The organism is Paracoccus niistensis (assembly GCF_042432925.1).
GTDB classification, from domain to species: domain Bacteria; phylum Pseudomonadota; class Alphaproteobacteria; order Rhodobacterales; family Rhodobacteraceae; genus Paracoccus; species Paracoccus niistensis.
Genome location: NZ_JBHLWE010000065.1, coordinates 1 through 11,495, shown reverse-complemented (window position 1 = coordinate 11,495; position 11,495 = coordinate 1). Strand labels below are relative to the sequence as shown.

At 65.7% G+C, this 11,495-nt stretch carries 10 protein-coding genes; 5 read left to right on the top strand and 5 right to left on the bottom strand.

Features of this window, described 5'->3' with window-relative positions; translation table 11 throughout:
• Positions 1 to 498: 498 nt before the first annotated feature.
• From ACFFII_RS17405 to ACFFII_RS17385, 5 genes are all read right to left on the bottom strand, one after another.
• A complete protein-coding gene (locus ACFFII_RS17405) occupies positions 499 to 825 on the bottom strand; it encodes a DUF1330 domain-containing protein (RefSeq protein WP_377700142.1) in 327 nt (108 codons plus the stop codon).
• A gap of 66 nt (positions 826 to 891) precedes the next feature.
• Entirely contained in the window at positions 892 to 2,079 is a 1,188-nt protein-coding gene (gene acmB / locus ACFFII_RS17400) for a methyl acetate hydrolase AcmB (protein ID WP_377700141.1), read from the bottom strand.
• A gap of 67 nt (positions 2,080 to 2,146) precedes the next feature.
• Positions 2,147 to 3,790 (bottom strand): flavin-containing monooxygenase, encoded by a 1,644-nt coding sequence (locus ACFFII_RS17395; RefSeq protein ID WP_377700140.1) that lies wholly within the window; start codon positions 3,788 to 3,790, stop codon positions 2,147 to 2,149.
• An 80-nt stretch (positions 3,791 to 3,870) separates the two neighbouring features.
• On the bottom strand, positions 3,871 to 4,839 hold the full coding sequence (locus ACFFII_RS17390; RefSeq protein WP_377700139.1) for a helix-turn-helix domain-containing protein: 969 nt from the start codon (positions 4,837 to 4,839) through the stop codon (positions 3,871 to 3,873).
• Between the two features lie 125 nt (positions 4,840 to 4,964).
• A complete protein-coding gene (locus tag ACFFII_RS17385; protein WP_377700137.1) occupies positions 4,965 to 5,126 on the bottom strand; it encodes a hypothetical protein in 162 nt (53 codons plus the stop codon).
• Between the two features lie 168 nt (positions 5,127 to 5,294).
• On the opposite strand from ACFFII_RS17385, the gene ugpB reads away from it, so the two are divergent.
• The 5 genes from ugpB (at position 5,295) to ACFFII_RS17360 (ending at position 11,264) form a co-directional block, all read left to right on the top strand.
• Positions 5,295 to 6,590, top strand: coding sequence for a sn-glycerol-3-phosphate ABC transporter substrate-binding protein UgpB (ugpB, locus tag ACFFII_RS17380; protein ID WP_377700136.1), 1,296 nt, complete (start codon positions 5,295 to 5,297; stop codon positions 6,588 to 6,590).
• Positions 6,591 to 6,657: 67 nt separating this feature from the next.
• Positions 6,658 to 7,539 (top strand): sn-glycerol-3-phosphate ABC transporter permease UgpA, encoded by an 882-nt coding sequence (gene ugpA / locus ACFFII_RS17375; RefSeq protein WP_377700135.1) that lies wholly within the window; start codon positions 6,658 to 6,660, stop codon positions 7,537 to 7,539.
• Positions 7,532 to 8,392, top strand: a complete 861-nt coding sequence (gene ugpE / locus ACFFII_RS17370; RefSeq protein WP_377700134.1) for a sn-glycerol-3-phosphate ABC transporter permease UgpE — start codon at positions 7,532 to 7,534, stop codon at positions 8,390 to 8,392. The genes ugpA and ugpE overlap by 8 nt, the downstream gene beginning before the upstream one ends.
• Entirely contained in the window at positions 8,393 to 9,451 is a 1,059-nt protein-coding gene (ugpC, locus tag ACFFII_RS17365) for a sn-glycerol-3-phosphate ABC transporter ATP-binding protein UgpC (RefSeq protein ID WP_377700133.1), read from the top strand. It begins immediately after the preceding gene.
• A gap of 124 nt (positions 9,452 to 9,575) precedes the next feature.
• Positions 9,576 to 11,264, top strand: coding sequence for a Na/Pi cotransporter family protein (locus tag ACFFII_RS17360; protein WP_377700132.1), 1,689 nt, complete (start codon positions 9,576 to 9,578; stop codon positions 11,262 to 11,264).
• Positions 11,265 to 11,495 lie beyond the last annotated feature (231 nt).

The window sequence follows — 11,495 nt, the reverse complement described above, 5'->3', positions numbered from 1 at the left end:
AGATGCCCGAAGGTCTTCCTCTGCGCCATCGCGCTCGCAGCCACCGTTATGTTCTGGCCATGAAACTTAGGGTCAGGACCCTAAGACACCTGTCAATCTTCAATGCGCTTCCCACTTTGAGGTGCCTTTATTTTTAGCAACGACATCCTTTGAAAGTTTGGATGAAGGCACGGATGCCCACAGGGGGAATGCTGTCCCGCGAAGTGGCGTAGGTTCTGGCGGAGGTGGTCACCGCCGGTGTTCCGGTCGGGTCTGGCTGCTGACACCCACCTGGACCGGAGAACCTACACCGAGATGAGGAACCCGCAGCCGTCAGGCCGGATACATCATCAGCCAGAACATCCTCTGCGATGACCGCCCCTCCGCGGAGGTGCACTGAGCACGGAGTCGGGCAGCGGCCCGGCTTCTTGGTCTGGCAGACCACCGCAGGGCGATCTGCGGCGGTCTGCAGGGCAGGACCCCGGCCCGGCCAAGGCTGCCGGATGCCGGTTGCGGCGCTTATCCCTTGCCCAGATAGGGGATCGTTCCCGCCACATCGGTGTCGTCGATCAGGTAGAAGTTGCTGACGCTGCCTGCCTGCCGCGCTTGGCCGAAAGGCGCGTAGTCGGGATCTGCGGCGAACTCCATCGCGGCCTCGCGCGAGGGGAACTGGATCAGCGCCACCAGCGAGGCATCGGGCGCCTCGCCTTCAAGCGCCTCGATCCTGCCGCTGCGCGACAGGTAGCGCCCACCGTGGCGCGCGACGATGTCGTGGACCCTGGCGGCGTAATCCGGGATCCAGCCGTCGTCGGTGACCTTCACCTCGGCGATCAGGTAGCATGGCATCGGTTCTGTCCTTCCCTGTTGTTGAGCGATTGTTCCTATGGGGCAGGGGCGACCCTACCCCCGTGATCACGCCGCCTGCCGCTGCGACTGGTACCAGGCGGTCTCGAAATCGATGTAACCCGTGAAGGACACCGGGTCGCCGAAGGGCAGGATCTGGGTGGCCCAGAAGCCGCCAATGCCGTTCCGCCGGTCGATCCAGTAGAACAGGTTGGCAAGCCCCGCCCAGCCCAGCGCCCCCGCAGGGCGACCGGTAGGCGCCGCCTCGTCGTTGATCATGAAGGGCAGGGACCAGGACTTGGAAAGGCCGGGAAAGAACTCGGCGTCGTTCGACAGTGACGGGATCACGCCGGGCAGCATCGTGACCTTTGCGTCGCCCAGGTGGTTGCGCTCGGCCATGGCCACCGTTTCGGGCTTCAGAACCTGCCCGTTCTCGCCGCGCCCGTCGTTCAGCCACATGCGGATAAAGCGCATGTAGTCGCCGACTGTCCCATAGAGACCGTGCCCGCCCATGTGGATCTCGGGCTTGTCGGGCAGCTCGAAGTCCGTCGCGGTGAGGCTGCCGTCTGCATTGCGCGTGTGCATCCCTGCAAGGCGGGCCCGCAGCCGGTCGTTCAGCTCGAAGGTCATGTCGGCGATGCCCAGCGGCTCGAAGATGTGGGTCTGGAAGACCTCGCCCAGGCGCCTGCCGGTGATGCCCTCGACCACCTGGCCGACCCAGTCGATGTTGCTGCCGTATTCCCATTGCTCGCCGGGGTCGAACTGCAAGGGCGTCATGATGGCCGCGCGCGAGGCGGTGATCACGCTCGGCTGGCCCTTGTCCTGTGCAAGCCGGTTGTAGGTTTCGCTGAAGAAGTCGTAGCCGAAGCCTCCGGTATGGGTCAGAAGCTGCCGCGTGGTGACCTTGCGTTTCGGCGCCCGCAGGATCGGCTCGCCCTGCGCGTCGAAGCCCTCGATCACCTGCAGCGTGCCGATGTCGGGCGCATAGGTCTCGGCAGGGGCGTCGAGGTCCAGCCTGCCGTCCTCGACCAGCTGCAGCGCGGCCGTGGCGGTGATCGCCTTGGTGGTCGAGAACAGCGCAAAGACGCTGTCCACCGTCATCGGCTCGTCGCGGTCGAGCCTGCGCTGGCCTGCGGCACCTTCGTAGAAATTACCCTGCCGGTCGGTCGCCATCGCGACGACGCCCGGCACCCTCGGATTGCTGCTGACGACGCCGTTCAGCACGCGGTCGGCCGCCGCCCTGAAGTCCTCGTTCATCCTGTCCTCCCTTGTGGTTCCCGTTGTGCGGCCGCGCCGGCGCCTCCCCGCGCCGGCGCGGTCCTGTTCATGCCATTGCAAAGCTGGGATAGCCGGCCGCAGCCTCCTCGGCGCATTTGCGGCGATAGGTGCCGACGCCGCCGGTATAGGACAGCACCCGGCGCGGCTTGCCCGGCACGTTCGATCCCAGGTACCAGCTGTTGGTCTTGGAAATCAGGTTCGCGCTGGCCGTCTCGTCATGGTGCCGGACCCAGGCCTCCTCGCCTTCCGCCGTCGGCTCGATCACCGACTTGCCCTGTTCCTGCATGGTGCGGATCGCGTCGGTGATCCACTCCGTCTGCTGCTGCAGGCAGGTCGTCATGTTGCAGAGCGCGGCCGAGGGCGCGAGCGGCACCGCCGTCGTGAACATGTTCGGATAGCCATGCACCATCAGCCCCATGGTGGTGCGGATGTCGCGGCCCCACTCCTCGCGCAGCGAACGTCCGCCGCGGCCGCGGATGTCGATGCGCGTCAGGGCGCCCGTCCCGGCGTCGAAGCCGGTCGCGAGGATGATGACGTCGAGATCGTAACGGGTGCCATCCGCCAGTTCGATCCCTTCGGGCGTGATGCGGGCGATCGGGTTGTCCCTGACCGGCACCGCCTCGACATTCGGGCGCAGATAGACTTCCAGGTAGTTCATCTCCAGCGGCACGCGGTGGGTGCCGAAACCGTAGTCGGTCGGGATCAGCAGCTCGCAGAGCCTCGGGTCCTTCAGCCGGGCGCGCATCTTCTCGCGCACGAACTCGGACACCTGCTCGCTGACCTCGGGGTCGAAGAACATCTCGCCGAAGGAGGCCAGCCACAGCTTGAGCGAGCCGTTCTCGTAGCAATCCTCGAGATGCGCGCGGCGTTCCTCGGGGGTCAGGTCCTTCCACTGCTTCTCGAAGTCGTATTCGAAGCCGGTGAAGGTGTTGGGCAGCGTCTGGCGCAGCTCCTCGAAGCGGGCCTTGTACGCGGCGACCTCCTCGGGGCCATAGGAGGGGTTCTTCATCGGCAGCACATATTGTGGCGTGCGGACAAAGACCTTCAGCTCGGCCACCTTGTCGGCGATGGTCTGGATCACCTGGATGCCGGTGGCGCCGATGCCGACCACGCCGACGCGCTTGCCGGTGACGTCGATATCCTCCTTGGGCCAGCGCGACGTATGAACGATCTGGCCCTTGAAGTCGTCCGGACCGGGGAACACGTCCGCCATGGGCGCCGACAGCATCCCGCCGCAGGTCACCAGGAACTGGGTGTCATAATCCTCGCCCTTGTCGGTGGTGACGGTCCAGCGGTTCCGGTCCTCGTCAAAGACGGCGCTGGTGATCGTGGTCGAGAAGCTGATGTCGCGCCGCAGGTCGAGGCTGTCGGCGATATAGCCCAGCCAGCGCTCGATCTCGGGCTGCTCGGGAAAGCGCGAGCTCCATGACCAGTTCTTGTAGAGATCCTCCGAGAACAGGTACTGGTAGATATAGGCTTCCGAGTCGAACTTGGCGCCGGGATAGCGGTTCCAGTACCAGGTGCCGCCCACGTCGCTGGCCGTGTCGAAGGCCCGCACCTTGAGGCCGAGCTGTCGCAGCTGGTGCAACTGATAAAGCCCCGCCACCCCGGCCCCGATGATCAGCGCGTCCAGCACCTGCTGGCCTGCCGACGCCTCGGCCTGCGGCGAGAGATGAGAATCCAGAGCCATTTCCTTTTCTCCTCCTGGGTTGGGGGTCCCTCCCCGGACCCCCGGCCAAGGACAGCATCTGCGCCTTGGTTGACGAAAGATTATGAACCGCCCTCCGCCGCGTCTTGAACAGATGGAACAGTTCCTTGAACCATCCGGTGATCGCCGCCGTCCCGCAGCCGTCCCGGCGTGGTGCCGAGATGCGACCTGAAGATGCGGGTCATGTGCGCCTGGTCTGAAAAACCTGCCGCCGCCGCGATCTGCTTCAACGACAGCGAACGGTTGGACATCAGCGCCCGCGCCCGCTGCACCCGGCGGACGGTGACAAGGCCATGGGCCGAGCAGCCGAAGGTGCTGCGCAGCAGGCGGTTCAGGGTCCAGACGCCTACCCCCAGGACCATTGCCATCCCCTCGATCGTCAGGGCGCCTTCCAGGTTGGACTCGATGTAGTCATCCAGTCGCCGGCGCTGGGCAGGGGTCAGCTGGCGCGGCGCCTTCTCGCGGAACTGGCAGGTGGCATAGTTGCGCAGCAGGTGAACCGCGAGCTGGATCGACAGCGCCTCGGCATAAAGCGGGCTTCCGTCGCCACCGCGCCGGACCTCTCGCAGGACCTCGGCCGCGATGAGGGTCAGCGTGGGGTCGCTGCCATGCAGCACGTCGTGCAGCGTCACCTGCGCCACGTCCCGGCCCTGCATGTCGCCCGCGACCTTCGCCAGAACCTCGCCCGACAGGTAGACATGCGAGACTTCAAGCGGCTGCGTCCAGTGCCAGTGGGAATCCGTGGCCAAGCTCAGCAACGAGAAAATGCCGGGCTGGCATTCCGTCCGCGACCAGCGCCCGCCCACCTGCCGGTCCATCGGTGTGACCCCGTGCAGGTAGTGGACGATCATGTAGTGATCCATCGGCGGGATCTCGACATCGAGACCGCGATACCGATAGGTCCGCTGGCCTATGCCCCGCCACCGCAGGTTGCCGCTGTCGGTCACGATCTCGCCCGGCACCCAGAGGGGAAGATCCTCGGGAGTGATCAGTTCGGCGTCACGCGCGGCAAGGGAGCCACTCTCTTTCACGGCATCGGCTCGGCTTGGGACAAGCGACCGTCGGATTCGAGCAGGCATGACAGCAGTATCGGAAACCTCCTGTCGAGACTTGATGCGATGGACGACTCTTGCGAGGAGATCGCCGCGCCAGCCAATCACGGTCCGGTTCGGCCGCGCAATATTTCTTTCGTCTGAGGCGCCGTGCAGGTAGCAAAGTTGCGCGTCATGCGTCCAGAAGGCATTTTTTGCGGCTGCGGCGTGCCGCGCCGAGGATCGGACCAGGCATCCGAAACAACTTGCGCCTGGCGTGCGGTCATCAGCCCGAGCGGGGGTGCCGGGCCGTCCTGCGGCAAGAATTGACTCTGGCCGCGGCGCTCGGCTTAAGGTGGCTCCGAATGCCGGGACAAACTCGGTCGCAGGGGAGATCGGCGCGATAGTCGCGCTGGCTTCCCGAGCAGGCACACCACAAGGGGGGAGACTACTTCATGAAGCTGACAAGCCTTTGGCTTAGCGGATTTGCCGTCATGCCGTTCGCCGCGCATGCCCAGACCGAGATTTCATGGTGGCACGCCATGACCGGCGCGAATGCCGAGGTGGTCGAGAAGATCGCCGGCGACTTCAACGCAAGCCAGTCCGATTATGTGGTCAAGCCGGTCTTCAAGGGCACCTATCCCGAGACGCTGAACGCCGGCATCGCCGCGTTCCGTGCCGGCCAGGCTCCCGACATCATGCAGGTCTTCGATGTCGGAACGGGCGTCATGATGGGCGCGGGGGGCGCCATCGTGCCGGTCGGCAAGGTGCTGGCCGACGGCGGCTTCACCTTCGACAAGAGCCAGTATCTGCCGGGGATCGTGGGCTATTACTCGACCCCCGAAGGCGAGATGCTGTCCTTCCCCTACAACTCGTCCTCGCCGATCCTGTATTACAACAAGGACATCTTCGAGAAGGCGGGGCTGGACGTGAACGCACCGCCCCAGACCTGGGCCGAGGTCTGGGCCGCGGCCCGCAAGATCAAGGAAAGCGGGGCTGCGACCTGCGGCTATACCTCGACCTGGCTGACCTGGATCCATACCGAGAACTTCGCCGCCTGGAACAACGTGTCCTGGGCAACGAACGAGAACGGCCTTGCCGGCACGCCCGAGCTGAAGATCGACGGCCCGCTGTTCGTCAAGCACTTCCAGGAGCTGGCCGACCTGGCCAAGGAGGGGGTCTTCGTCTACGGCGGCCGGACCTCGGAAGCCAAGCAGAACTTCACCTCGGGCGAATGCGGCATCCTGACCGAAAGCTCGGGTGGCCTTGGCGACGTGGTCAAGTCCGGGATCAACTACGGCATCGGCAAGCTGCCCTATGACGAGACGGCCGAAGGCGCGCCCCAGAACACCACGCCGGGCGGCGCCTCGCTGTGGGTGATGGCGGGCAAGTCGGACGAGGTCTACAAGGGCGTCGCCACGTTCTTCAACTATCTCTCGCAGACCGAGGTGCAGCAGTTCCTGCACGAGCAGTCGGGCTACCTGCCGGTGACGATGGCGGCGTATGAAGCGACCAAGGCCACGGACTTCTATGAGAAGAACCCGGGCCGCGAGACGCCGATCCTTCAGATGTCGGGCAAGCCGCCGACCGAGAACTCGAAGGGCGTGCGCGCGCCCAACCTGCCGCAGCTGCGCGACATCCAGAACGAGGAATACGAGAAGATGCTGGCCGGCCAGCAGACCGCCGAGGAAGCGTTGAAGAACGCGGCGACGCGCGGCAACGCCGCGATCCGGGAGGCTGTGGGCGGCTGACGCCATCCCCCTGAAATGCGGATGGGCCATGCGCCCATCCGCGACCGTTCCCGTCAAGAGACACCGGATGCGAAGAACCGTCTTTCCCCACAAGCTCCTGCCGTGGTTGCTGCTTGCGCCACAGCTGATGGTCACCCTGATCTTCTTCTACTGGCCGGCAGGCCAGGCGTTCCGCCAGTCGATGCTCAAGGAGGACCCGTTCGGACTGAGTTCCACCTTTGTGGGGCTGGCGAACTTCCGCCGCGTGCTGAGCGATCCCAGCTATCTGAACGCCTTGCAGGTGACGGTGGTGTTTTCGCTGCTGGTGGCCTTCATCCCCATGGCCATCGCCCTGTTCCTTGCGGTGCAGGCCGAAAAGATCACCCGTGGCAAGGGGCTGTATCGCACGCTGATGATCTGGCCCTATGCGGTGGCCACGGCCATCGCGGGGATGCTGTGGCTGTTCATGTTCAACCCGAGCTTCGGCACGCTGGCCTGGCCGCTGAAGCAGATGGGCATCAACTGGAACCCGCTGCTGAACCCCAACCATGCGATGATCCTGGTCGTCGCCGCGGCCACCTGGAAGCAGATCAGCTACAATTTCCTGTTCTTCGTCGCAGGGTTGCAGGCGATTCCGCATTCGTTGCTAGAGGCAGCGGCCATTGACGGTGCAAGCCGCCGTCACGCCTTCTGGACGATCGTGTTCCCGTTGCTGGCACCGACCACGTTCTTCCTGCTGGTGGTCAACACGGTCTATGCGCTGTTCGATACCTTCGGCATCATCCATGCAGTGACGGGGGGCGGCCCCGGCAAGGCGACCGAGACGCTTGTCTACAAGGTCTACAACGACGGCTTCGTGAACCTGAACATGGGCGATTCCGCCGCGCAGTCGGTGATCCTGATGCTGATCGTGATCGCGCTGACCGCCGTCCAGTTCCGCTATATCGAACGGCGGGTGCATTATGGCTGACAGCCCTTTCGCCTCGCGCGGGACGTCGCGGATCTGGGCGCATTTCTGGATGGTCCTCGGGGTCATCCTGGTGGTCTTTCCTGTCTATTACGTCTCCATCGCCTCGACCCACTCGACGCAGACGATCCTGCGCCCGCCACTGCCGCTGCTGCCGGGGCCCGAGGGCCTCGCGAACTACGGCGACGCGCTTTCGGGCGGGATCGGGCAGATCGGCGGGGTCAGCCTGTGGCGGCTGCTCGGCAACACGACGCTGATCGCGGTCGGCATCGCGGTGGGCAAGATCGTGATCAGCATGGCCTCGGCCTATGCGATCGTGTTCTTCCGCTTTCCGCTGCGCATGGCCTGCTTCTGGCTGATCTTCATCACGCTGATGCTGCCGGTCGAGGTGCGCATCCAGCCCACCTACAAGGTCATGGTGGACCTGGGGCTGATCGACACCTATCCGGGACTGATCCTGCCGCTGATCGCCTCGGCCACGGCGACGCTGCTGTTCCGGCAGTTCTTCATGACCATCCCCGACGAGCTGCTGGAAGCCGCGCGGGTGGACGGGGCAGGGCCCTGGCGCTTTTTCCGCGACATCCTGTGGCCTTTGTCGCTGACCAACGTCGCGGCGATCTTCGTGATCCAGTTCATCTACGGCTGGACGCAGTACCTGTGGCCGCTGCTGGTCACCAACTCGAACGAAATGAACACCATCGTCATCGCGCTGAAGAAGATGATCTCCTTCGCCGATGCCGAGACCCCCTGGAACCTTGTCATGGTCACCTCGGTCCTTGCGATCCTGCCGCCGATCCTTGTCGTCGTGCTGATGCAGCGCTGGTTCGTGAAGGGCCTTGTCGAGACGGAGAAGTGAATGGCCCGCATCCTGCTGAACGACCTGCGCAAGACCTATGACGGGCAGGAGGTCATCCACGGCATCACGATGGACATCGCCGACGGCGAGTTCGTGGTGATCGTCGGCCCGTCCGGCTGCGGCAAGTCCACGCTGTTGCGGATGGTGGCCGGGCTCGAGGGCATCTCCTCGGGCACGATCGAGATCGGCGGCAAGGTCGTCAACGCGCTGGAGCCGCGCGACCGCAACATCGCCATGGTGTTCCAGAACTATGCGCTCTACCCGCACATGAGCGTGCGCGAGAACATGATCTACGGCCTGAAGATCGCCAAGATGCCCAAGGCCGAGATTGAGGAGCGCCTGCTGCGCGCGGCGAAGATGCTTGAGCTTGAACCCTATCTGGACCGCAAGCCGCGCGCCCTGTCGGGCGGCCAGCGGCAGCGGGTCGCCATGGGCCGGGCATTGGTGCGCGATCCGGCGGCCTTCCTGCTTGACGAACCGCTGTCGAACCTCGACGCCAAGCTGCGGCTGCAGATGCGGCTTCAGATCAAGGAAATGCATCTGCGGACCGGACAGACGACGCTTTACGTGACCCACGATCAGGTCGAGGCGATGACGCTGGCCGACCGTCTGATCGTGATGAACGCGGGCATCGCCGACCAGATCGGGACGCCGCTGGAGGTTTATGAGCGTCCCGCCACCGAGTTCGTCGCGGGCTTCATCGGATCGCCCGCCATGAACATCCTGACCGTGACCGTCAGCGAGGGTGCGGCCATCCTTCCGGGCAACCGGCGCCTGCCCCTGCCGGGCCTGCCCGGCGCGGGAGAGTTCCGGCTGGGCCTGCGGCCCGAGGACCTGCGCGTCACCGAGTCGACCGAAGGCGCGATTCCGGTCGAACTGCGCTCGGTCGAGCGGCTGGGCGCGGATGCTTTCGGCTATGGCCTGATCGAGAGCACGGACGTTCCGATGACGGTCAGGCTGCCCGGCAACTCTGCGGCCAAGCGGGGCGACCGTCTGGGCGTCCTGCCGGAACACGGCCGTCTGCACCTGTTTTCGGTCGCAACCGGAAAGCGGGTGTGACCGGGGCCCATGCTCTGGAAGGGCGCGGGCCGTCTTTCCCGGCGCGGCTGATTGACAGCGACGGGCTTTGAGCGCCCCCTGACCGGACCAACGCGGCGCATCGGCACCTCCTTGCGAACGGCCGATGTCCGCCAGACAGGGGATCGGCATGGCCGCGGGCACATCCATGATCGTCGAGCTGCTGGGCGGCGTGGCCCTGCTGCTCTGGGGTGTCCGCATGGTCAGGACCGCCGTCATGCGTGGCTGGGGCGAGCGGCTCGGCAGCTTCATCGAGCAGCGGCTGTCCAGTCGCGTGACAGCCTTCGGCGGCGGCGTGGCGGTCACGGCGCTTCTGGGCAGTTCCACGGCGATGGCGCTGATCGTGGCGGGGCTGGCCGGAAACGGAGCCATCGGGGGCCCCACGGGCCTTGCCGTGCTTCTGGGCGCGGATGTCGGCTCGGCCCTTGTTTCGGGGATCTTCGCCTCGGGCTCATCGGCGGCGGCCGGTCTGGCGCCCCTGTTTCTTTTCGCGGGCTATGTCACCTTCGGCGCCTCGACCGAGTTCCGGCCCCGCAACATCGGCCGCCTGCTGATGGGTCTGGGCTTCATGCTGCTGGCCCTGAAGGGCATTATCGGCGCCACCGCGCCCCTGCGCGAGGCCGCATTGTTCCACGAGGTGCTGGGCTCGGTCACCGGAGAGCCGGTGCTGGGCTTTCTTCTGGGGGCCGGCCTCGCATGGGCGTGCCACTCGACACTCGCGGTCGTGCTGCTCGTCGCCTCCCTGCTTCTGAACGGCAGCCTTGAGACCGCGGGCGCGCTGCCGGTCGTTCTGGGTGTCAACTTCGGCGGCGGCCTGCCGGCGGTGGCCGCCACGCTGGATCAGCCTGCGGAGGCGCGGCGCCTGCCGCTTTCGAACCTGGCCTGCCGAGGCACGCTGGCGCTTGTCCTGCTGGGCCTGACGCCCTTGCTGGTCCGTGCGGCCGATCAATTGCCGCTGGCCCCCGTCAATGTGGCGGCGGCCCTGCATGTGGCCTTCAACATCTTCTGCGCGGCGGTCTTCCTGCCCTTGTCGGGACGGGTGGTCGCGCTGGTCTCGCAGGCCCTGCCGGACCCGCCGCGCCGCGTCGATCCTTTGTCAGTGCCCCGTTACCTCGATACGGCGGCGCTTTCGTCCCCGCCCGCCGCCCTGTCGAATGCGGCGGTCGAGACGGTGCGGATGAGCGAGCTGCTGGAGCGGATGTTCGCCACGGCCTTCGACGCGCTGGACACCCACCGCCTTGAAGGGCTCAAGGAGATCGAAGCCACGGACGACCGCATCGGGCATTACCTGAGATCGGTCCATGGCTACTTGGCGCAGCTGTCTCGCGCCAGGCTCAGTCCCGACGAGGAGCGCAGATCGCTGGAGATCATGCTGTTTGCCAGCCATCTCGAGCATGCGGGCGATGTCATCAAGCACAGCCTGGCGGACCGGATCAGGGCAAAGGTCCGGCTGGATGTCGAGTTCACGCCGGCCCAGCGCGAGGCGATCGCGCAGCTTCACGCCGTGACAGCCGAGTCCCTGCGGCTGATCCCGGCCGCCGTGGCATCGAATGACGTGGGCGCGGCCGCCCGTCTGGCGCGGCAGAAGGACCTGTTCCGCCGGATCGAGGACAGGATCGTCAGCGGCCACCTTGGAAATACGGCCGAAGCCCTGGGGACCTCGCTGCGGAAAAGCGCGCTGTTCATCGACATCGTGCGCGACCTGCATCGCATCAATTCGCACATCGCCTCGGCAGGCTATCCCTCGATCCAGGCGGCCGGGCTGCTTTACGACAGCCGGATCAGGAAGCTGTAGCCGGGCGCCGGCGTCCTTGCGGCACCGGCAGCGGGTGAGATGGATGCCGCAGGTCGGCCGCGCCCCTTCGGCCCCGGACCGGCCTGCGCGTCGCGTTGTCCTCCCTCGTGCTTGAAAGCCAGCGTCGCAGGGGGGCAGGCCGGTTTTCCCGAAGAACAGGGACGGCCCTAGGCTCAGGACCCATTGTCTTCATAGCCAGAACATGACGGTGGCTGCGAGGGGTCGACGCAT